Origin of the sequence: Paenibacillus methanolicus (assembly GCF_008124765.1) — a bacterium.
Taxonomy (GTDB): Bacteria; Bacillota; Bacilli; order Paenibacillales; family Paenibacillaceae; genus Paenibacillus_Z; species Paenibacillus_Z methanolicus.
The window spans coordinates 112831-134415 of record NZ_VNHS01000010.1; the positions used below are offsets into that span (position 1 = coordinate 112831).

The 21585-nt window shown below is 59.9% G+C and carries 17 protein-coding genes; 7 read left to right on the forward strand and 10 right to left on the reverse strand.

Annotated elements, in window-relative coordinates:
• Window positions 1-11: 11 nt before the first annotated feature.
• From BCM02_RS24775 to BCM02_RS24780, 3 genes are read left to right on the forward strand one after another with little or no spacing between them, the layout of a single operon-like run.
• Complete coding sequence (locus tag BCM02_RS24775; protein WP_148931813.1) at window positions 12-1343, forward strand: spore germination protein; 1332 nt, start codon at window positions 12-14, stop codon at window positions 1341-1343.
• Window positions 1340-2440: a hypothetical protein gene (locus tag BCM02_RS35420; protein ID WP_187434399.1), complete on the forward strand. Its 1101-nt coding sequence runs from the start codon at window positions 1340-1342 to the stop codon at window positions 2438-2440. Before BCM02_RS24775 ends, BCM02_RS35420 begins: the two co-directional genes overlap by 4 nt.
• Complete coding sequence (locus BCM02_RS24780) at window positions 2437-3540, forward strand: Ger(x)C family spore germination protein (RefSeq protein ID WP_187434400.1); 1104 nt, start codon at window positions 2437-2439, stop codon at window positions 3538-3540. Before BCM02_RS35420 ends, BCM02_RS24780 begins: the two co-directional genes overlap by 4 nt.
• Window positions 3541-3683: 143 nt before the next feature.
• Here BCM02_RS24780 and fni read toward each other — a convergent pair whose 3' ends face one another.
• Window positions 3684-4757: a type 2 isopentenyl-diphosphate Delta-isomerase gene (gene fni, locus BCM02_RS24785; RefSeq protein ID WP_148931815.1), complete on the reverse strand. Its 1074-nt coding sequence runs from the start codon at window positions 4755-4757 to the stop codon at window positions 3684-3686.
• Between the two features lie 295 nt (window positions 4758-5052).
• Here fni and nagB point away from each other — a divergent pair, with 295 nt between their 5' ends.
• Both nagB and nagA read left to right on the forward strand, forming a co-directional pair.
• On the forward strand, window positions 5053-5808 hold the full coding sequence (gene nagB, locus BCM02_RS24790; RefSeq protein ID WP_148931816.1) for a glucosamine-6-phosphate deaminase: 756 nt from the start codon (window positions 5053-5055) through the stop codon (window positions 5806-5808).
• Complete coding sequence (gene nagA / locus BCM02_RS24795) at window positions 5777-6964, forward strand: N-acetylglucosamine-6-phosphate deacetylase (RefSeq protein WP_148931817.1); 1188 nt, start codon at window positions 5777-5779, stop codon at window positions 6962-6964. Before nagB ends, nagA begins: the two co-directional genes overlap by 32 nt.
• Before the next feature lie 354 nt (window positions 6965-7318).
• On the opposite strand, the gene BCM02_RS24800 is transcribed toward nagA, so the two are convergent.
• The 7 genes from BCM02_RS24800 to citZ form a co-directional block, all read right to left on the reverse strand.
• Window positions 7319-8098 carry a DeoR/GlpR family DNA-binding transcription regulator gene (locus BCM02_RS24800; RefSeq protein WP_148932064.1) on the reverse strand — a complete coding sequence of 260 codons (780 nt, stop codon included), beginning with the start codon at window positions 8096-8098 and terminating at the stop codon, window positions 7319-7321.
• A 6-nt stretch (window positions 8099-8104) separates the two neighbouring features.
• A complete protein-coding gene (locus BCM02_RS24805; RefSeq protein WP_148931818.1) occupies window positions 8105-9055 on the reverse strand; it encodes a sugar kinase in 951 nt (316 codons plus the stop codon).
• A 30-nt stretch (window positions 9056-9085) separates the two neighbouring features.
• The gene (locus BCM02_RS24810; protein ID WP_148931819.1) at window positions 9086-9514 is read right to left on the reverse strand and encodes a hypothetical protein; all 429 of its coding nucleotides are present in this window, start codon (window positions 9512-9514) and stop codon (window positions 9086-9088) included.
• A gap of 92 nt (window positions 9515-9606) precedes the next feature.
• Window positions 9607-11871: a DNA helicase RecQ gene (recQ, locus tag BCM02_RS24815; protein ID WP_148931820.1), complete on the reverse strand. Its 2265-nt coding sequence runs from the start codon at window positions 11869-11871 to the stop codon at window positions 9607-9609.
• Window positions 11872-11955: 84 nt separating this feature from the next.
• Entirely contained in the window at window positions 11956-12900 is a 945-nt protein-coding gene (mdh, locus tag BCM02_RS24820; RefSeq protein ID WP_148931821.1) for a malate dehydrogenase, read from the reverse strand.
• A 311-nt stretch (window positions 12901-13211) separates the two neighbouring features.
• Window positions 13212-14504: an NADP-dependent isocitrate dehydrogenase gene (gene icd / locus BCM02_RS24825; RefSeq protein WP_148931822.1), complete on the reverse strand. Its 1293-nt coding sequence runs from the start codon at window positions 14502-14504 to the stop codon at window positions 13212-13214.
• A 193-nt stretch (window positions 14505-14697) separates the two neighbouring features.
• Window positions 14698-15813 carry a citrate synthase gene (citZ, locus tag BCM02_RS24830; protein ID WP_148931823.1) on the reverse strand — a complete coding sequence of 372 codons (1116 nt, stop codon included), beginning with the start codon at window positions 15811-15813 and terminating at the stop codon, window positions 14698-14700.
• Window positions 15814-16232: 419 nt separating this feature from the next.
• On the opposite strand from citZ, the gene BCM02_RS24835 reads away from it, so the two are divergent.
• On the forward strand, window positions 16233-17762 hold the full coding sequence (locus BCM02_RS24835) for a Ppx/GppA family phosphatase (RefSeq protein ID WP_148931824.1): 1530 nt from the start codon (window positions 16233-16235) through the stop codon (window positions 17760-17762).
• Between the two features lie 14 nt (window positions 17763-17776).
• Here BCM02_RS24835 and ppk1 read toward each other — a convergent pair whose 3' ends face one another.
• A complete protein-coding gene (gene ppk1, locus BCM02_RS24840) occupies window positions 17777-19834 on the reverse strand; it encodes a polyphosphate kinase 1 (protein ID WP_148931825.1) in 2058 nt (685 codons plus the stop codon).
• Between the two features lie 219 nt (window positions 19835-20053).
• Between ppk1 and ytvI the strand changes: the two genes are divergently transcribed.
• Window positions 20054-21169 (forward strand): sporulation integral membrane protein YtvI, encoded by a 1116-nt coding sequence (gene ytvI, locus BCM02_RS24845; protein WP_148931826.1) that lies wholly within the window; start codon window positions 20054-20056, stop codon window positions 21167-21169.
• Window positions 21170-21191: 22 nt separating this feature from the next.
• Here ytvI and BCM02_RS24850 read toward each other — a convergent pair whose 3' ends face one another.
• Window positions 21192-21584: an FxsA family protein gene (locus tag BCM02_RS24850; RefSeq protein ID WP_148931827.1), complete on the reverse strand. Its 393-nt coding sequence runs from the start codon at window positions 21582-21584 to the stop codon at window positions 21192-21194.
• Window position 21585: the final 1 nt, after the last annotated feature.

The window sequence follows — 21585 nt, forward strand, 5'->3', positions numbered from 1 at the left end:
GCGCGCGTACGATGCTTAACCGGATCGGCACCATTATGGCGCAAGCAAAGGATCTGAATACCCACCGGCTTCAGAACAAGGAAAGAACCATCGAGCTGGCCTACATCTCCTCGCTCTGCGACGAAAGTAAAGTGAGCGACTTCATCATCGTCCCTTTCATGAAAGAAGAAGAGGATTTCTTGACGACGCTCATCCATAACCCGAACTTCACCGAGCTGAACGACACCGCTAAATGGGCCGACACGCTGCTGCGCGGCTTCGTGCTCATCTCCGCGGAACAACGCATCTTTACGCTGGACGCGGCCCGGATCATCCGCAGCGAGACGCCGCAAACCCAAGTCGAAACGGCGATCATGGGCTCGCAGATTGCGCTTAGCGAAGATTTAATCGACTCGATTAACATTATCCGCACCCGCTACCCTTCGCCGGAACTGGCCGTGGAAGAGACGACGCTCGGCAACGTGTCGCGCACCCGCACGATGCTCGTGTACGACAACCGGCGCGTCGACCCGACCGTGCTCGCGAACGTGCGGGAGAGCCTGCGCAAGCTTGACGTCGATTTCGTCCAGGCGGCCGGACAGCTGGAGCGGCTCATCAGCGGTCGCAAGCGCGGCTTATTCCCGACGATGCTGATCACCGAACGCCCCGACCGCATCACGGGCAGCCTGCAGGCCGGCAAAGTCGTGCTGCTGCTGCAAGGCTCGGGCTTCGCGCTCATTATGCCGGCGACGTTCTTCGAGTTCATGCACGCCGTCGACGACGAGTTCGATTCCTTCTGGATGACGCGGTTCCTGATTATTCTGCGGTATGGCGCCATTATTCTGACCATTCTGCTGCCATCGCTGTATGTCGCGGTCGTCTCCTATAATCCGGAGCTATTCCGGGTCCAGCTAGCGTTCTCCATCGCGGGCAGCCGATCGGCCGTCCCTTACCCGTCGTTCATCGAAGTCATGATCATGCTGTTCATGATCGAATCGCTCATCGAGGCCAGCGTCAGGCTGCCCAAATACATCGGCTCCACCGCGACGACCGTCGGCGGCCTCATTCTGGGTCAAGCCGCGCAGCAAGCGGGCCTTGTTAGCAGCATCATGATCATCGTCACGTCGGTCGTCGCGATCTCGAACTTCGTGGTGCCGGTGAACAACATGTCCGTCGCGATCCGGTTTCTGAAATATCCGCTCCTCGTCCCCGCGATTTTCTTCGGCCTTAGCGGGGTCGCGGTCGGCATATTCGTCTATCTCGTGTATTTGGCCGATTTGCGCAGCTTCGGCAAGCCGTACTTTCGGATCCTCGGACCGACGAAGCGGCATACGGGGGACATCGGGCAGGTGAAGCCGTCTTGAGCCGTTACTTCTACTATCACATCGTGCTCGTCGCGCTGCTGAATTTGATGCTGTTCGTGCCGCATATTCTGATCCAATACCGCTATCACGGCGCCATGACGTCGATGGCGATTTCGGTCGTCGTCGGCACAGGGCTGTGCTTGATGTTCATGTCGATCATGAGCAAATATCCCGGACAAGGGCTGCCCGAAATTTTAAACCGATTCCTGCCGCGCGCGGTCACGCTGCCGTTCATGGTATTCATGGCCGTCATGTGGATCATCGGTCCCTCGATCGCGGTCGTCTCGTATGCGGTCCTAATCAACCGGTTCATCAATCCGGATACGAGCCCGATCCTCGTGCTTGTGCTGCTGTGCGCCGTCTGCCTCTACGCGGCGACCCGGCCGACGATGACGATCATTTTCCTGATCGAAATGGGGCTGGTGCTGAACTTGCCGCTGATCGTGTTCATTCTGTTCAAAGCGGTGCGCAACGACGCGATCAACTGGGACGCGATCCATACGGTGGCCAACTATTGGACTCAGATGCCAAAATGGAACGCGATCGGCGCCGCCTCCTACATTTTCACCGGCTACGCCAACCTGGCCGTCTACAACCGCGCCATGCCGCCGAACGTGCGCATCCGCCACCGCTGGACGATACCGCTGATCGGCATGCTCGTGCTGGCGCTGACGTTTTTCGTGCCCATCGGCTTCCACGGCACCGAGTCCGTGGACGACTACCTGTACGTATGGAGCATGACGGCCGATTCGATGATCATGAGCTACGGCTTCATAGAACGCGTCATCTTCGTATTCTTGATCATGTACTTGAATTTGACGCTCATCTACACGGCATCCGGGTGGCATCAAGCGATCGAGTTTCTGAAGGGACTCGCCAAGGACTACAAGCCCGAAATCGACGGCGTCCCGATGAAAAAGGCCGGCATGATCATCGGCGCCGCCATCGTGGCCGCCACCGTGCTCTACCTTTACTTTTTCAACGAGAAGATCACCTTCCGGCTGTCCGAATATTGGCTCGGCTTCCGGCTTGTCGTCGAGATCGGCACGGTCGGGTTCCTGTTCGTGCTCGTACGAAAGGGGAAGACCCGTTCATGAGAGGCAAAGGGCTTCTGGCGGTATTGCTGCTGGCGGTTCTGCTGCTTCCGCTGGCCGGCTGCGGATTCAAGGATATCGACAAACGCTTCTTCATCGTGGCCTTGGGCATCGATGCCGCCGACGAGGGCAAGGGCTTCAAGGTGACGCTGCGGCTCGCCGTGCCTTCGCCCAAGATCGAGCCGGGTTCCGCGCTGTCGGAAGTGAAGACGATCCAGGCGCCGACGATCGCCGAAGCCGTCCGGCTGGCCAAGTCGCACGTCGACAAAGAGCTCGATTTCGGCCACTGCAAGGTGTTCGTGCTCGGGGAGAAGCTGGTCAAGAAGAACTACACCGACGTCATGGAGTGGATGAGCCGGCGCCGGGACATTCAATCCGTCGCCTACTTATCCATCGGAAGGCCGGACGCGCAGTCGATCGTGAAGATCGCGCCGAAGACGGAGCGGTACCCCGGCAATGCGCTGTTCCTGGCGTTCGGCGTAGACGGTACCGAGTCGTCCTATTCCATCTCCACCTATCTGTTCGACTTCAACCGCAGGTACGGCGAACATGGCATGGACCCCGTGCTTCCGCTCATCCGCAAGGACCCGCAGGAAGGCGATTATTTCATCTCGCGCATCGCCCTGCTGGACAAGTCGAAGATGGTCATGCTGCTGACGCCGCAAGAATCGCAGCTTTACAACCAAATCGCCAACCGCTTCGGCAAATCGACCATCAAGGCGACGATCGAGGAGGAGAACATCGTGCTCGCGGCCAACTCGGTGTCCTCCAGCTACAAAATCATGAGCGATCAGGACGGGAATCAGAAGCTGAGACTGAAGATGAAGATCAGCGGCTTGTTCGAGGAGGCGCCCCTCGGTATTTACGAGAAGGACTGGCACAAGCTGGAGCAGACGCTGAGCGAGCAGACGGAGGCGCAAATCAAACGCATGTTGGTCAAAATCCAAAAAGCCGGCATCGATCCGTTCGGCTTCGGATTGAAGTACCGAGCCACGCATGCGGGCAACGATCAAACGTGGAAAACCTGGCAGAAGATCTACCCGGAGCTGGAATTCGACGTGAAGGTCAATGTTCATGTGGAAGGCACGGGGTTGTCTAGATAGGAACGCGGTAGGAACGAAGTTTAGAACAAAGCTTGTTCTCGTCCGAGCGGGCAGTTGTCGGCGCGGGCGCATGAAAGCGAAAAGGCGGTACGCCCTCTCCGCGAGAGGGGCATACCGCCTCCAACATAAAGCCCTGCTTATGCTTAATACACCGCGAACAACGCGCCGCGCAGTTCGTCTAGCGTGCCGGCGCCGACGCCGAACATCGCCGTCCGCAGCTCGAACTCGATCCGCTCCATCTGGTCGTGCACGGCCCCGCCGCGCATGCCGTCCGCCGGCTGGCCGCCGGTCGCCCCGCCAAGCAGCGTGCGTCCGTAGCCGGCCAGATTCGCGCCCAGCGCAATCGCCTTCGCGGCTTCCACGCCGGTGGCCAGCCCTCCGCTCGCGACGACCGCATGCGCCGGCAGCGCTTCGCGCACCTCGCGGACGCACTCGGCGGTCGGGATGCCCCAATCGGCGAAGGCCGCGGCCGCTTCGGCCCGCATCGCGTCCCGCGAGCGGTATTTCTCGACCTGGCTCCAGGAAGTGCCGCCGGCGCCGGCCACGTCGATGAACGCGACGCCGGCTTCCGCGAGCCGTACCGCCGTCCGTCCGTCGATGCCCCAGCCGACTTCCTTCACGCCGACCGGGATGCCGGCTTGCTTGCAGACGGCCTCGATACGGCCGAGCAGGCCGCGAAAGTCGGTATCGCCCTCCGGCTGGAACACTTCCTGCATGCTGTTCAGATGCAGCACGAGCGCGTCCGCTTCGGCCAATTCGACCGCCCGGCGGCACTGATCGACGCCATAGCCGTAATTGAGCTGCACCGCGCCGAGGTTGGCGATAATCGGCGAGGTCGGCGCGACTTGGCGAACGCGGAACGTATCCGCCAGCCGCTCGTCCTCGACGGCGGCGCGCATCGAGCCAAGGCCGATCGCCCAGCCGCGCGCCTCGGCGGCTTCCGCCAAGCGCAAATTAATGGCCGACGCCTCGGGCGTCCCACCCGTCATCGAGCTGACGAGCAGCGGCGCCCGCAGCGCATGGCCGAGAAAGCGGGTATGTAAGTCAATGTCGGCAAAGTTGATCTCCGGCAGCGCGCAGTGGCGGAAACGGTACCGTTCCAGCCCGTTGCCGGCTATTTTGCTTTGCACGTCTTCCTCCAGACAAATCCGGATATGTTCGCCCTTGCGCTTCGCAGTCTGGTTGCCCGGCGCCGCGCCCGGCTGTTGGTCTGCCATCCAGACTCCTCCCCCGTCCTACGTGTACAGCAATGTCATGATGATTGTCACGCGTTTTCTACCATCATGACATATTGATTACGGACCCGCAACCAAGCCTGATCGCCCACGGCACGATTGCGCGCCCGCTGTTCATGATACCGTCACATATGATTGATACGATCATTTTTATGACCTTTACAATCATTTTTATTGTTATCTCGGTCTCGTTCTATTACAATAAAGGTATCGAATTTGCAATTGTACATCGTTTCAGCGCATAGCCACGATAACCCATCCCTTAGGAGGTAGATGTATGAATATCCGTTTGTTCGACACCCGCGAAGAACTGGACCGGTACGCGGCAGGGCTGTTCGTCGACTTGGTCAAGGCCAAGCCGGACGCCGTGCTGGGCCTGGCAACCGGCTCGACACCGATCGGCATTTATGAAAAAATAGTAGAGAGCTATAACAACGGACAAGTGACGTTCAAGGATGCGACGACCTACAACCTTGACGAATATGTCGGCCTGCCGCGCGAGAACGAGCAAAGCTATGCCTACTTCATGAACCACCATCTGTTCCGCCATATCGACATTCCGGCGGAGCGGACTTATCTCCCGAACGGTCTGGCCGACGATCCCTCCGCGGAATGCGCGCGTTATGACAATATGCTGTTGTCCCGTCAGGTCGACATTCAGCTGCTGGGCCTCGGCCATAACGGCCACATCGGCTTCAACGAACCGGAACGCGAGCTGCACGCCGGAACGCATATCGTCGATCTGCAGAAGGAAACGCTGGAAGCGAACGCGCGGTTCTTCGCCTCGATGGACGAGGTGCCGAAGCAGGCGATCACGATGGGCGTCGGCTCGATTCTGAAAGCGAAGACGATTCTGCTCGTCGTCAAAGGCGCCGATAAGGCCGAGATCGTCAAACGCGCGCTGCAAGGCCCGATTACGACGGAGGTTCCCGCCTCGCTGCTGCAGACGCACGCGAACGTCATTGTCCTGCTTGACCAAGAAGCAGGGAGGTTGCTGAAAGATGTCCAAATCCCAAGCATGGCGAATCGGTAACATTCATATCGTCGCGGACGGCGCGACGTTCGAAGGCGAGGTCGTCGTCGAAGACGGCGTGATTTCGGCGGTCTATCCGGCAGACGCGGCTGCCGATCGGCCGACCCCTCCCGCCGATGCCGCTTATATCGACGGCGAAGGCGGCTGGCTGCTGCCTGGCTTCATCGACGTTCATGTGCACGGCGGCTATGGCGCCGATTTCATGGACGCGACGCATGAAGCGTTCGATACGATCACGAAATTCCATGCTTCGCACGGCACGACGACCATGCTGGCGACGACGGTTACGCAATCGCCCGAAGCGTTGGAGGCGGTCGTCAAGGCCACTGCCGCCTACCGGGAAGGCGTGATGCCGTATGCTTCGCTGCTCGGCGTCCATCTCGAAGGGCCGTTCATCAGCGAGAAGTGGTCCGGCGCCCAGAATCCGGCCTACATCGTGCCCCCGCACACGGAATGGTTGAAGCGCTGGACCGTCGTCTATCCGTCCATCATCCGAATGATGACGCTCGCCCCCGAGAAGGAAGGCGCCTACGAGACGATCCGCTGGCTCACGGACAACGGGATCATCGCGGCATGCGGCCATACCGACGCATTGTACGAAGAGATCAAAGGCGCGGCCGAGCACGGTCTGCGGCATGCGGTGCACACCTACAATGCCATGCGCGGCCTTCATCACCGCGAGCCCGGCACGCTTGGCGGCGTGATGACGACGGATACGATCAGCGCCGAAATCATCGCCGACGGCCACCATGTCCACCCGGCCGCCATCGACGTGCTGCTGCGCGCGAAGCCCGCGGATAAAGCGCTGCTCGTCTCCGACGCGATCTCCGCGGCCGGCCTGAGCGACGGCAATTACGATCTTGGCGGCTTGGCCGTCATCGTCAAGGACGGCGTCGCGCGTCTCGCCGAAGGCGGCAATCTGGCCGGCAGTACGCTCACGATGATGAACGCGTTCCGCTTTATGCTGAGCAACACGAAGCTTACGGCGGCGGAAGTTAGCCGTCTAGCCAGCGGCAACCCGGCGAAACTGCTCGGCATCGCCGACCGGACCGGTTCGATCGCCGGCGGGAAGCGGGCCGACCTCGTCTGGACTAACGCCGCGTTCAACATTCGCCGCACCTGGGTGCGGGGCCGCGAAGTCTATGCAGGCGAATAATATCCCGCATATGCGGGAGTACTGAACCCGTCTTGCGCCTACAACGACAAAAAGAAAGACCATGAGCGACGCCGTTTTGGCGAATCCCATGGTCTTTATTCTTGTTAGTGGTTAAGGGGAAACGTTCAGGTGAAGAATCCTCAACCTCCGGTTGGTGTGCAGATAAAACGTTAGCTTTGTCCGTCAGGACAAAAGCGTGCTCCGCTCGAAAACACCCGCCGTCCCCCCCCTGCTTGCCTGCTCGAAAACGGGAGTCCAGAGGGCGAAGTCCTTTGGATCCCCCTCGGCGGAGGGGGTGGGGGGAGGGTGAAAGTACGGGTTCTCGAAGGGCGAAGCCCTTTGTTCTATCGCACTTTATTCCACCACATGCACGCTTATGCCATGCAGGCGCGCGGCCGATTCCAAATGATGCGGCAGCGGCGCGTCGGTGATGAACCCTTGCAGCTCCGAGATCGACGCGATCGAGAACAAGGAAGTCCGTCCGACCTTGGTATGGTCGAACATCGCGTACGTCGCTTGGGCCCGGCGAATCATCGCTTTGGCGATATGCGCCTCCTGCTCGGAGTACGTCGTAATGCCGCTCGTCGACGAGACGCCGTCCACGCCGAGGAACATCTTGCCGATGTTCAGCTGGCCGATCATGCCTTCGCCGAGCGGACCGCACAGCTCGAAGCTGTTATGCCGCATCATGCCGCCGGTTACGACGACGCCGATCTCGCTGCCGGCCAGCTCCATTGCGACGTTCACCGCGTTGGTGACGACCGTAATGCCTCGTCTTGTCTTCAGCATCTTCGCAAGCAAATAATTCGTCGTGCCGCCGGACAACCCGACGACGTCGCCCTCCTCGATGAGCGACGCGGCGGCCGCCGCGATCCGCTCCTTCTCGAGGTAAGACAGTCCTTCTTTCTCCGCGAAAGGAAGCTCGCGCACCGCGTTCATGCCGTCGTACATCGCGCCGCCGATCGTCCGGATGACCGGTTCGGTCTTCTCCATCATCTCCAGGTCGCGGCGGGCGGTCGCTTCGGACACGCCGAAGCGCTCGACCACCTCCTGGATCGTGATGCGGCCTTGGCGCTTCAGCACGTTCATGATCTGCTCCCGCCGGCGTCTGCCTTTGGAAGCCTGCGCATCCATCGTCATCTAACGTTCCACCCAGCCTTGCCCTTGCAATCTGCGCTCGACGGCGCTCCATTCCGGCAGCGCTTCCCAGTCGCCGCGCATCTGCACGACGAGCGATCCGTTGATGCTGCCGATGCGCACCGCTTCCGTCGCGCTCTTCCCTTGCAGAATGCCCGCCAGGAAGCCGGCGCAGAAGCCGTCGCCCGCGCCGACCGTATCGATAACCTGATCGGCCGGGTAGAACGGCACGCTCGTCTCGATGCCGTCCTCCAGCACGACGGTCGTGTCGCCGACGCCTTTCATGACGGTAACCGCCGGCAGCGCCGAGAGCTTCTCCTTCACCTTGTCGTAGTCGTCCGTGTCGTAGAGCAAGCGAAGCTCGTCCCATCCCGGCAGGAAGTAATCGGCTTGCTCGGCAAGCGGCAGCACCACTTCGCGCGCTTCCTCGATCGTCCACAGCTTCAAGCGCAGATTCGGGTCGAAGCTGACCTTCACGCCGGCTTCCTTCGCCGCGGCGACCGCGGCCAGCACCGTTGCGCGCGCGCACTCGCTAATGGCGAGCGTAATGCCCGTTACGTGCAGCAGCTTGCAGCCGCGGATGTAATCCAAGTCCAGATCCTCCGGACGCATCCGGCTTGCCGCGGAATGCTTGCGGTAGTAATGGACGGCGAGCTTGCCCGCCACGGTCTCGCGGAACATGAGCCCCGTCGATTCTCCGGGGACCAGCCGGGCGCGGGAGACGTCGACGCCCTCGCCGCGCACCCGCTTCAGAATCGTGCTGCCGAACGGGTCTTGCCCGAGCGCGCCGAACCAGCCGACCGAGCAGCCCAGCCGCGCGGCGCCGATGGCGACGTTGCTCTCCGCGCCGCCGAAGCTCTGCTCCAGCGCGGCCGCTCCTTCCAACCCCCGATATTCAGGCGACATGAACAGCGCCATCGTTTCTCCAAACGTGAGCAAATCCGGTGATCGCATCCTCGAACTCTCCCTATTAGAACGGCGTGATTAGTCTTTCAAAATCGGATATTTCATGAAGTAGATGATCGCCAGGTACAGCACCAGCACGACGATGCTCAGCACGCGCGCCTTGCCGATGTGGGCCGACGCGCTGCTGCCCGATTGAATCTCGATCGCGATGCGCTTGAGCGGCTTCGTGATGATGCCGCCGAGCGCGCCGATTGCCAAGAACAGCAGCGTAACGATGATCATCCAGATAACCGCGTAATCGCCCTGCGACATCAGGTAGCCGCCCGTAAGCAGCTGCAAAACAAGGAAGTATTGGGCGATGCGGTTCGCGGATACGAGACCTTCCGCAAGACCGGCTTGTCCGGCTCCGGCTAGCTTGGAAGCACGGCTGACGAGCGTCGGCAGCACGAGATAGAAGCCCATTCCCGCCGCGCCGATGACATGCAGCAACAACATAATTTTAAACATTGCGTTTCCTCCTGAATGGTAATTGGCGCCAATGCGCCCCCATAAGCGTAATCTACACAATTATACTAAAGAAAGCCGCGTTTTCAAAGCAATCAGCCTTGTTTCGACGCCAAATTGTGCTTCGTCAGCACGGCCTTGATCGCGAAGTAGTCGATCTCCTCCGGCAGCAAATCCTTGATCGGCCGCAGCTTGTCCGCGCCCGCCACCTGCACGGCCGCCAGAACGAGTCCCTCTTGCTCCTCCGTGACAAAAGCGCGCCAGTCTACTTCTTCGCCCTCTTCCGCGCAGCGAATGATATGATTCTCGACCGTGACGCGGCTCATGTCCCGCAGAGCGGCAATGTCCGCGAGCGAGCGGCCCGCCTGCAGCAGCGCGAGCGACTGATAGTGGCTCGGCAGCTCGGCGTTCTCTTCGAGAAGCGCGGCCGACTCGTCGTCCGGCGGCGTCGGCGCGGTCGCGGATCCGGTTCGACCGAACGACGTTCCCTGCGCCAGCGCGAGCCCTGAACCCGAATCATCCGAGTTAACCGGATTCGCACGGAACGAATCGCTCGGCTGCTCGCCCGATGACGCGCCGCCTTCCCGGAACCGGCGCACGATCTCCAGCACCTCGAAGCCGTACTTGCGCACCTTCGCTTCCCCGACGCCTTTCACGCCGAGCAGCTGCTCGCTATTCGCCGGCGCGACGTCCGCGATCTCCCGCAGCGCGGCGTCGAAGAACAGCATGAACGGCGGCACATGCTCCTTGGCCGCGGTCTGGCGGCGCCATTCCCGAAGCGCTTCGAACAGCGGCGAGTTCGAGACCGACGGGCCGGTGGCGCGCCGCTTGGCCGCCGTGCTTCGCTTGCGCATGACCGTCTTGCTGCCCTCGAGCACCGGCAGCGCTTCCTGCGCGAGCGACACGGTCGGATACTCTCCGTCGCTGATCCGCATGTAGCCTTCGGCCACGAGCCAATACAGCCAATCGGAGATTTCCTTCTCCGCCCAATTCGAGAATAAACCGTACGTCGACTGGCGGTCCAAGCCCAGCTCCAGCAGCCGCTTGTCCCTCGAACCCTTGAGCACCTTAGCCGCCATCGTCACGCCGAAGCGTCCCTTCAGCCGGCCGACGCAGGAGAGCGCCTTGCGCGCCTCTTCCGTCATGTCCACCTTCTCGCTCTGATCGAGGCAGTTGCTGCACTTGCCGCACGGCGTCACGTCCGCCTCGCCGAAGTAGCTGACGATATATTGCAGCAGACAGCGATCCGTCCGGGCGAAATGCATCATCGTGTACAGCTTCGACGACTGGATCGACCGCCGCTGCGGATCCTGGGTGCCGCGTTCGATCAGGAACCGCTGCACCTGCACGTCCTGCGGCTCGAACATGAGCAGGCAGTCGCTCTCTTCGCCGTCGCGTCCCGCGCGTCCCGCCTCCTGGTAATACGACTCGACGTCGCTCGGCATCTGCCAATGGACGACGAAACGGACGTTGGGCTTGTCGATGCCCATGCCGAAGGCGTTCGTCGCGACCATGATCCGGATGTCGTCGAAGCGGAAATTCTCCTGCGCGGAAGCGCGCTCGTTATCCGACAAGCCGCCATGATACTTATCCGCCGCAAGGCCGAGCTTCTGCAGATCGGCGCATACCTCTTCGACTTCCTTGCGCGTCGCCGCATAGATGATGCCGGACTGATCCGGCCGCTGGCGGAGGAAGTCGCGGAGAAATTTGCGCTTGTCCACGCCGGTCACGACGGACAAGGACAGATTCGTCCGGGCAAAGCCGGTGACGAACACGTTCGGCTCCCGCAGGCCGAGCATGTCGGCGATGTCGCGGGACACCTCCGGCGTCGCCGTCGCCGTGAAGGCGGCCACAGGAGGCCTGTGCTCCAGCCGTCCGATCCAATGGGCAAGCTGACGGTAGCTCGGACGGAAATCATGTCCCCACTGCGAGACGCAGTGCGCTTCGTCGATCGCGATGAGCGGAATCTGGAGCTGGCTGGCGAGCGTCTCGAACATCGTGCCGTCCAGCCGTTCCGGCGCAACGTATAGCAGCTTGTAGGCGCCCTGCGTCAGTCCGCGCATGACTTCCCGGTACGCCGAGGCGTCCAGCGAGCTGTTCAAATAGGCAGCCGGCACGCCGAGGCGCGTCAGCGCGTCGACCTGGTCCTTCATAAGCGAGATAAGCGGCGAGACGACGATCGTCGTCCCCGGCAGCATAAGCGCCGGAAGCTGATAACAGACCGACTTGCCTCCGCCCGTCGGCAGAATCGCGAGCGTATCGTGGCTCCCTAGTAGTCCTTCAATAATCTCGCTTTGCCCCTTACGGAACGCATCGTAGCCGTATACCTGCTTGAGCAGCCGCTGGGCTTCTTCCATCATCGTGTTTCCCCCTCCCGTATCAGGCAAAAGGACCCTGACGGTTAATCCCGCCGGGGTCCCATGTACTTCATGAGTATAGTGGAACTATGCACCTGTGACAACCTGAATGACGCCGCGGACGGAGTTGGCGGATTTCTCCAAAGCCGCCTTCTCGTCCTCCGTCAACTCCAGCTCGAACACCTTCTCGATGCCGTCGCCGCCGAGAATGACCGGGACGCCCATGAACAGGTTGTCGTAGCCGTATTCGCCCTGCAGCAGCGCGATGACCGGCAGGATCCGCTTCTTGTCCTTCAAGATCGCCTCGGTCATCTGGACGAGCGACGCGGCCGGAGCGTAATACGCGGAGCCGTTGCCGAGCAGATTGACGATCTCGCCGCCGCCGACGCGCGTGCGCTGCACGATCGCTTCGATGCGGTCCGCCGGGATCAGCTTCTCGATCGGAATGCCGCCGACGTTGGAATACCGGACGAGCGGCACCATGTCGTCGCCATGGCCGCCGAGCACGAAGCCGCGGACGTCTTCGACCGACACGTTCAGCTCTTGCGCGATGAACGTGCAATAGCGGGCCGTATCAAGCACGCCGGACTGGCCGATCACGCGGTTCTTCGGAAATCCAAGCGCGTTATATGCCACGTATGTCATCGCGTCGACCGGATTGGAGAGAATGATGACGTACGCGTCCGGGCTCGTCGCCTTGATGTTCTCGCAGACCGATCTGACGATGCCCGCGTTCGTGTTCACGAGATCGTCGCGGCTCATGCCCGGTTTGCGGGCGATGCCGGCGGTGATGATCACGATGTCGGAGCCTTGCGTCTCGGCATAGTCGCTTGTCCCCGTAATGCGCGCGTCGATGCCTTGGACCGGCGTCGATTCGAGCATGTCGAGCGCCTTGCCCTTCGTCGGATTCTCCAGCTGCGGGATGTCGACGAGCACGATGTCGCCAAGCTCCTTCTGCGCCAGCATGAGCGCCGTCGTGGCGCCGGTGAAGCCTGCGCCGACCACGGTAATCTTGTTTCGTTTAATCGCCATATCACGAACCTCCAATGTCCATATTGTAAAGGGTTGCGTACAAAACGTCTGCCCCATCCAGACGCGCGTTCCCGGCAAGTACAACCGAATTACGTTAGTCAGTATGGGGCAGATGACTTGGCTTTTAAACTAAAAGTCGCCATATTGATCACGGAGCAGATCAAGAAGTAACCCGGCATCGAATCTGGCGTTCAGGCTTGAAGTCCGGTGCTCATTTAGGTTGGCCTAAACTCCGCTCCTCCTTCTTCGCCTTCTCGCCACCTTCTCGGTGCTGAATGGTCGACTTATTGAACACGCACGAATGTGCGCGATTACAGGTTCGCGATGATTTGATTCGCAAACTCCGAGCATTTCACTTCCGTTGCGCCTTCCATCAGACGAGCAAAGTCGTACGTGACGGTTTTGTTGTTGATGGAAGTTTCCATGCCTTTGTAGATCAGATCAGCCGCTTCCTGCCAGCCCAGATGCTCGAGGAGCATGACGCCGGAGAGGATAACCGAACCTGGGTTAACAACGTCTTTGTCCGCGTATTTAGGCGCCGTGCCGTGCGTAGCTTCGAAGATCGCGTGGCCCGTCAGGTAGTTGATGTTCGCGCCCGGCGCGATGCCGATGCCGCCGACTTGCGCAGCCAGTGCGTCGGACAGGTAATCGCCGTTCAGGTTCAGCGTCGCGATGACGTCGAAGTCCGTTGGGCGAGTCAGTACTTGCTGCAAAGCGATGTCGGCGATCGCGTCTTTCACGATCAGCTTGCCGGCTGCTTCCGCATCCGCTTGCGCTTTGTTCGCCGCGTCGACGCCTTCAGCGTCTTTAATGCGGTCGTATTGACCCCATGTGAAGGTTTGCTCCGCGAACTCTTGCTCGGCCACTTCGTAGCCCCAGTTTTTGAACGCGCCTTCGGTGAATTTCATGATGTTGCCTTTGTGAACGAGCGTCAGCGATTTGCGGCCGTGTTTCAGCGCATACTCGATTGCGGCGCGCGCCAGACGTTTCGAACCTTCAGCCGATACGGGCTTGATGCCGATACCGGAAGTTTCCGGGAAGCGGATTTTGTTCGCGCCCATCTCGTTCTGCAGGAACTCGATGACCTTCTTCACTTCCGCGGAACCTTCTTGGTACTCGATACCCGCATAGATGTCTTCCGTGTTCTCGCGGAAGATGACCATGTTCACGAGCTCAGGGCGTTTAACCGGGGAAGGCACGCCGTTGAAGTAACGGACCGGACGCAGGCACACGTACAGGTCAAGCTCTTGGCGAAGGGCAACGTTCAGGGAACGGATGCCGCCGCCGATTGGCGTCGTCAGCGGACCTTTGATCGCGACGATGTATTCGCGGATTGCTTCGAGCGTGTCGTTAGGCAGCCATTCGCCATACGTGTTGAACGCTTTTTCGCCGGCGAAAACTTCGTACCACGCGATTTTTTTCTCGCCGTTGTAGGCTTTCTCTACCGCTGCGTCCAGAACGCGCTTGGAGGCTTTCCAGATGTCGCGACCCGTGCCGTCGCCTTCGATGAACGGGATGATTGGATTGCTAGGTACGTTCAGGATGCCGTTATCGATCGTAATTTTCTCGCCTTCGGTTGGAAGCGCAAATTTCTCGAGTTTCATGAGTAGAATTCCTCCTTCAATATAGTAGAGATGAATAGCTGCGATCACAGCATGACGGGTGCCCGCGGCCCCAGGCTCCTCGCCCGATGTGCAGACACCCTTCACGTAAAGCGGTATGTACGCGAAAGCCGGGCATGCTCCGAGACGGCAGCCTCATCGCGCGAGGTGCCGGATCGGGATGCGCCTGCTTTGTCTATTTCCGCTCGGCGATCGGCGTAACCTTCTGGTTCACCGGACCGGTGTATTCGGCGCGCGGACGGATCAGACGGTTGTTCTCGTATTGCTCGAGAATATGAGCCGTCCATCCCGATACGCGGCTGATCGCGAAGATCGGCGTGAACAGGTCGCGCGCGATGCCAAGCGTAGTATATACGGAAGCGGAGTAGAAGTCTACATTCGGCTTGAGGCCTTTCTGGCCCGTGACGAGCTCTTCGATCTTCACGGACATCTCGTACAGCTCCATGTTGCCGGTCAGCTTACCCAGCTCGCGGGACATCTTCTGCAGATGCTTCGCGCGCGGGTCGCCGTTCTTGTAGACGCGGTGACCGAAGCCCATGATCTTCTCTTTGTTCGCGAGCTTCTCGTTGATCGTCGATTCAACCTTGCCGAACGTGCCGATCTCTTCGAGCATCACCATGACCGCTTCGTTCGCGCCGCCGTGCAGCGGGCCTTTGAGCGCGCCGATCGCCGACGTGACGCCGGAGTAAATGTCGGAGAGCGTCGCGACCGTAACGCGAGCCGCGAACGTGGAAGCGTTCAGCTCATGGTCGGCGTGCAGCACGAGCGCTTGGTCGAGCGCCTTCACCGCGACGTCGTCCGGATCTTGTCCGGTCAGCATATACAGGAAGTTGTGCGCCACGGATACGCCGGATTTCGGAGCGATCGGCTCCTTGCCTTCGCGGATGCGCGCGAAAGCCGCCACGATCGTCGGCAGCTGCGCCTGCAGCTTGATCGCTTTCTTCAAATTCGCCTCTGGCGACATATCCTGCGCGGATTCGTCGTATAACGCGAGGCTCGAGATCGCCGTGCGAAGCGCCGCCATCGTGTTCGTGTCTTTCGGATACAGCTTCAGCTGTTCGATGACTTGCGACGGAATCGCCGCATACTCGCCCAGTTGCTTCACGAGGCCGTCCAGTTCGGACTGCGTCGGAAGCTTGCCGTACCAGAGTAAATAAGCGACTTCTTCAAAGGAAGCGTTCTCTGCCAGATCGTCGATATCGATCCCGCGATACGTCAGCACGCCGTCAACAATGGAGCTGATGGACGATGTCGTGGCGACGATGCCTTCCAGACCTTTGGTTGCTGTCATCTTTCTCTCTCCTTATAATTCGGGTATCCTTGCGGCAACAATTGAACAATAATTGGAATTTTAATCCGAATCGTCCCTTCAATCATATCGGATTTTGACAGGGAAGTGAACAAAATCGGACATAAAAATGCTTTATCGCCGTCATCAAAAAATATTGTTGTTTCCCGCCCGGATGCTTGTTTAACCCGCGAAATCGTGGGTATATAACCATACTGACTCAGTTTGCCTCATGTTTGGACAAAATACACGCGCTTTCCGCAAGGTTCTCCAAAAATTGTTCCTCCTTGTGAACAACCGACAATTTCGCATATTCCGGACAGATTCCTCCTGCTTTTAGCGACATGCGAGTAGTGGTAAAATGTTGGCATGGCAAAAATCGAACAAATCGCTCGCCTAAACTATCCCGACCGGAGGCACACATGACGGAACAACGCATCGGCATCATCGACATCGGCTCGAACTCCATTCGCCTGGTCGTCTACGAACGGACAGCGCAAGGCGCGCATCGCGTCATCGACGGCAGCAAACGGGCGGCCAGGCTGTCCGAGCAAATCGACGAGAGAGGCAACGTCCCGGAGACCGCGATCTCCGAGTTAGTCGATATGATGAATCATTTCCGGCTCATCTGCGCGCATCACCGCACCGGCTATATCCGCACCGTCGCGACCGCGGCGATTCGCAATGCCGCCAACCGCGACGACGTGCTGCGGCGCATCGAGGACGAAGCCGGCTTGCGGGTCGAGCTCCTCTCCGGCGAAGAAGAAGCCGCTTACGGCTTTCTCGGCATGATCAATTCCATGGATATCACCGACGGCTTCCTCATCGATATCGGCGGCGGCAGCACCGAGGTATCGCTATTTCGCGACCGTACGCTCGTGCAATCCGTCTCGTTCCCGTTCGGATGCGTCAATCTCACCCGCAGATTCGCCCCCAAGGGCGTGCTGGCGGACGAGGACTTGCGGGCGCTGGAAGCGTATGTGGAGGAAGCCGTCGGCAAGGAGTCCTGGATCAGCTGGTCGCCGGACCTGCCGCTCGTCGGCGTCGGCGGCACGATTCGCGCGCTTGGCAAAGTGCATCAGGCTCACGTGAAATACACGTTCCAGAGCCATCACAATTATCCGATTGCCGGCGACGAAGTCGACGCCTTATTCGAACAAACGCGCAAGCTGCCCCTGGATAAGCGCCGCAAGCTTCCGGGCCTGTCCAAGGACCGGGTCGATATCATCGTTCCGGGCATCGCCATTGCGCGGGCGCTCTATAAAGCGGCGCGTTCCTCTCATTATGTCGTATGCGGGACGGGGCTCAGGGACGGGCTCTTCTACGATACCCGATTTCCCGAGCAGCCCAGACAGACGGACGTGCTCGCCTACAGCGTAAGCAACCTGGCGGCTCTGCATCCGGCCATGCCCCGGCAGCACGTCGCGCAAGTGAACCGCTCCGCGATGCAGCTGCTGGAGTCGCTTCGCCATGACCAGCCGTTGCCCGAACGGGCCTGGCTATGGCTGGACACCGCCTCGTCGCTGTTCCGAATCGGCGCGAGCATCGACTATTACGAATACGCCAAGCATACCTTTTATTTGATGATCAATTCGCAGCTGTTCGGATTGTCCCACCGCGAGCTGCTCATCTGCGCGGCCGTCGCCTCGTACAAGAGCCGGAATCGGGCCAAGCTGCTCGCCGCCTCCTTCCGGCCGATCCTGGACGACCACGACGTGCAGCTGATCTCGCTGCTAGGCACGCTGCTCCAGCTGGCGGTGGCGCTCGACCGCAGCGAGACGCAGGCGATCAGCCGCCTCGACGTCGCGGTCGACGGCGCGAAGCTGCTGCTGTCGGCCACCCGCGCGGAAGGCGCGCTTGCCGTGGAACGCAAAGAAGTCGACGGCTTGGCCGACGACTTCAAGAAGGTGTGGGGACTAACGCCGCATCTGACGGTTCCCCACTTGCGCTAGCGCGTGAATCGCCCCTAGCGCTTCCAGACGCGAATGCGCTTGGCGACGAATTGGCTGCGCAGCGGCTCGCCCGTCAGCGGCGTCCGTTCGTACTGCCCGCTCGGCAGCAGCTCCCGCGCTTTGACGTTGTCCTTCAAGTTCAGCTCGATCACGTTCAGCAGCATGCGCCGCAGCGACGGATCGAATACCGGGCAGAGCAGCTCGATGCGACGGGTCAAGTTTCGCGTCATCCAGTCCGCGCTGGAAAGATATACTTCGTCTTCTCCGCCGTTGTGAAACACCATAATGCGGGAATGCTCGAGGAACCGGTCGACGATCGAGATGACTCGGATATTCTCGCTTCGACCCGGCACGCCGGGCCGGAGACAGCAGACGCCGCGCACGATCAGGTCGATGCGCACGCCGGCCTGCGACGCCTCGTACAGCTTGTCGATCATCTCCTGATGCGACAAGCTGTTCATTTTGGCGATGATTCGGGCCGGGCGCCCTTCCGCGGCATGCGCTTTCTCGCGGTCGATCAGCTCGAACAGCTTCTCCTTCAAGTCCGTCGGCGCGACGCCGAACGCCTTCCACTCATACGGCGACGAATAGCCCGTAATCTCGTTGAACAACGCGGAAGCGTCCGCGCCGATGACCGGATGAGAGGTGAACAGGCCGAAATCGGTGTACAGCTTCGCCGTATTGTCGTTGTAGTTGCCCGTTCCCACGTGTACATAGCGACGCAGCATCTGCTGCTCGCGCCGGACAACGAGCAGAATCTTGGCGTGCGTCTTGAGCCCTACGAGGCCATACACGACGTGGCAGCCCGCCTTCTCCAACTGTCTGGCCCAAGCAATGTTCCGTTCTTCGTCGAAGCGCGCCTTCAGCTCCACGACGACGGTAACTTGCTTCCCGTCCTCGGCCGCATTCGCCAGCGCCTGCACGAGCGCCGATTGGCCGCTGACGCGGTACAGCGTCATTTTGATCGCGAGCACGTCCGGATCGTGCGCGGCATCCGTCACGAAGTCGTTGACCGCCTCGAACGATTCGTACGGATGGTAGGTCAGCACGTCCTGCTGGCGCAGCACGGCGAACATATCGTCCGATTGCTCGAATTCGCTCGGGTACGCCGGTTCCATCCGCTCGAAGCGAAGCGTATCGTACCCGGGCAGCGAGCCGGCGAATCGCATCAGGAAGCTGAGGTCAAGCGGGCCGTCGATCTCGAACATATTGTCGGACAGCTCCAACTCTTCTCTCAGCAGCTGAAGCGCGCGCGGATGCATGCCTTTGGCGTATTCCACCCGAACCGGCATGCCCCAGCGTCTGCGGCGGATCTCCTTCTCGATCTCTTCCAGCAGGTCCTCGGCGCCTTCCTCGTTGAGCGTCAGGTCGGCGTTGCGCGTCAGCCGGAACGGATGCACCGCGATCGGCGCATAGCCGTTGAAGAGCGTATCGATGTGGCGTTCGATCAAATCTTCCAGCAGCACGAACTCCGATTTCTTGCTGTTCGTTCGTCCCGGCACGACGACGAATCGCTGCAGGATCGACGGTACTTGGACGATCGCGAAGAACGGCTCGTCTTCCGGCGGCTGATCCTGTTGGTTCAGCAGCACGGCCAAATACAGTTCCTTCGTATGCAGCAGCGGGAACGGACGACTTTGGTCGACCGCCATCGGCGTCAGGACCGGAAAGACGATTTCGTAGAAATAGTCGTCGATCGCTTTCGTCTGCGTCGCGTTCAGTTCGTTAATATTGCGGAAGGATATGCCTTCCTTCGCCAAGCCGCGCATCACTTCGCGGAACGTACGGTATTGGTCTTGGACCATTTGGCCCGTCCGTTTGATCAATCGCTTCCATAACCCGGCCGGCGTATATCCGGTAAAATCCTTCTTCGTGTATCCCGCTTTCATCTGATCCTGGATGCCTGCCATCCGAACGCTCATAAACTCGTCGAGATTGCTGGAGACGATCGCCAGAAACTTGGCTCGCTCGAGCAGCGGATTGTCGGCATCCTGCGCTTCTTCCAGCACTCTGCGGTTAAATTCCATCCAGCTTAAATCGCGGTTCACATACGGGGGCAGCGGTCTGTTCATGCCAATGATCCTCCTAAGGACACGTTCCATTTTCGATCGCACTTGCTTCCTGGTAAAAACATGAGTCTGTCCCAGTATGAGGCTTAACTATTCGAGACATGTTAAAGAATTGTAAAGAGAACGTTAACAAAGGGCGTTTGTTCCGTTTTTTTGTCAATTTTGGTCGTGTCTGGCCGGCAATGCTACAATCGGAGTATGACGACAATCGGGGGGAAGCTCATGGATCGGACCACCTCACGCCGGTTTTGGCGAGCGCTGTTCGTGCTGTTCGCCATTGCCGTAACCATCCTGCTGCTTATCTACGTCACGCCGCTCGTGTATCCATTTGTAATCGGCTGGCTGCTCGCTTATGCCATCAATCCGCTCGTCACCGGCATGCAGCGCAAGTGGAAGGTGCCCCGCTGGCTCGGCGTCACCGTCACGTTGCTGGTGTTCGTCGCCTCCATGCTGACGGTCGTCTCGGCGCTCATCACGCGGATCGTCGTGGAGATCATCAATCTATCCAAATCGCTCAACAGCACGATCGAGTGGTGGAGACGTCAGTTCGAGCAATTCGTCGCCGCGCCCGAGATCCAGGATGTGATCGACAAGCTCAGCACCTTTTACAACGAAAATCCGAACTATCAGGACACGATCAATTCGCGAATATCCGATACGGCCAATCTGCTCGCGTCCAAAAGCTCCGCCATCCTGACCTCCATCCTGAACGGCATCGTCGTGCTCATCTCTTCGCTCCCGAACGTGGCCACCATTCTCGTCGTCGTGCTGCTGGCCGCCTTCTTCATCAGCAAGGATTGGTACCGGCACACGGCCAAAATGTCGTCTTGGTTCCCGCAGCCGATCCGCCAGTCGACCACGGTCGTTTGGGTTGACTTGCAGAAGGCGCTATTCGGCTACTTGCGGGCGCAATTCATTATGATCTCCATCACCGCGTGCGTCGTGACCGCCGGACTGCTGATCCTGAACGTCGATTACGCCATTACGATCGGCCTGTTGATCGGCCTCGTCGACCTGCTCCCCTATCTGGGCGTGGGCGCCGCCATGATCCCTTGGATCGCCTACACGTTCATCTACGGCGACATCTCGCTGGGCATCGGGTTGTCCATCCTGTACGCGGTCATCCTGGTCGCCCGCCAAATGCTCGAGCCCAAAGTATTGGCGAGCAGCGTCGGGCTCGATCCGCTGCCCACGCTCATCGCGATGTTCGTCGGACTCAAGCTATTCGGCGTACTCGGCCTCATTATCGGGCCCGTATCGCTCGTCATTCTATCGGCCATCCATAAGGCGAACGTGTTCCGCGATATCTATACCTACATCGTGCGGGGGGCCAAGTAGGCCCCTTCTCCAGGATGTGAAGTTACCATTTGCGAATCGTGAACGAGCCACGGCCTATCTGCCTCTCGATCAACCGGTAGATGAGCTTGCGGTACAGCGGCCGGGTGAGCGGAAACAGCAGCGTGATGCCGACGATGTCGGTGAAAAAGCCCGGCATCAGCAGCATTAACCCGCCAATGAGCACGCACAGGCCGTCGAGCATCGCAAAGCCCGGCGGCTGGCCGCTTTGGATCTGCCGCTGCACCTCGGTTAATGCCTTGCGCCCCTCCGACCGGGCCAGCTGCGCGCCGGCGAAACCCGTAAGCAAGATGAGCAGAAACGTGGCCCATCCTCCAATAAAATGCCCCATCTGGATTATGCCCCACATCTCGATCGCGGGTATGATGATAATCGCCGCAACGATCCATTTCAGCATG

Coding starts and splice junctions, on each gene's coding strand:
- BCM02_RS24775 (WP_148931813.1), top strand. CDS start 12: ATGCTTAACCGGATCGGCACCATTATGGCGCAAGCAAAGGATCTGAAT.
- BCM02_RS24780 (WP_187434400.1), top strand. CDS start 2,437: ATGAGAGGCAAAGGGCTTCTGGCGGTATTGCTGCTGGCGGTTCTGCTG.
- fni (WP_148931815.1), bottom strand. CDS start 4,757: ATGGCAGACCAACAGCCGGGCGCGGCGCCGGGCAACCAGACTGCGAAG.
- nagB (WP_148931816.1), top strand. CDS start 5,053: ATGAATATCCGTTTGTTCGACACCCGCGAAGAACTGGACCGGTACGCG.
- nagA (WP_148931817.1), top strand. CDS start 5,777: ATGTCCAAATCCCAAGCATGGCGAATCGGTAACATTCATATCGTCGCG.
- BCM02_RS24800 (WP_148932064.1), bottom strand. CDS start 8,098: ATGGATGCGCAGGCTTCCAAAGGCAGACGCCGGCGGGAGCAGATCATG.
- BCM02_RS24805 (WP_148931818.1), bottom strand. CDS start 9,055: ATGCGATCACCGGATTTGCTCACGTTTGGAGAAACGATGGCGCTGTTC.
- BCM02_RS24810 (WP_148931819.1), bottom strand. CDS start 9,514: ATGTTTAAAATTATGTTGTTGCTGCATGTCATCGGCGCGGCGGGAATG.
- recQ (WP_148931820.1), bottom strand. CDS start 11,871: ATGATGGAAGAAGCCCAGCGGCTGCTCAAGCAGGTATACGGCTACGAT.
- mdh (WP_148931821.1), bottom strand. CDS start 12,900: ATGGCGATTAAACGAAACAAGATTACCGTGGTCGGCGCAGGCTTCACC.
- icd (WP_148931822.1), bottom strand. CDS start 14,504: ATGAAACTCGAGAAATTTGCGCTTCCAACCGAAGGCGAGAAAATTACG.
- citZ (WP_148931823.1), bottom strand. CDS start 15,813: ATGACAGCAACCAAAGGTCTGGAAGGCATCGTCGCCACGACATCGTCC.
- BCM02_RS24835 (WP_148931824.1), top strand. CDS start 16,233: ATGACGGAACAACGCATCGGCATCATCGACATCGGCTCGAACTCCATT.
- ppk1 (WP_148931825.1), bottom strand. CDS start 19,834: ATGAACAGACCGCTGCCCCCGTATGTGAACCGCGATTTAAGCTGGATG.
- ytvI (WP_148931826.1), top strand. CDS start 20,054: ATGGATCGGACCACCTCACGCCGGTTTTGGCGAGCGCTGTTCGTGCTG.
- BCM02_RS24850 (WP_148931827.1), bottom strand. CDS start 21,584: ATGCTGAAATGGATCGTTGCGGCGATTATCATCATACCCGCGATCGAG.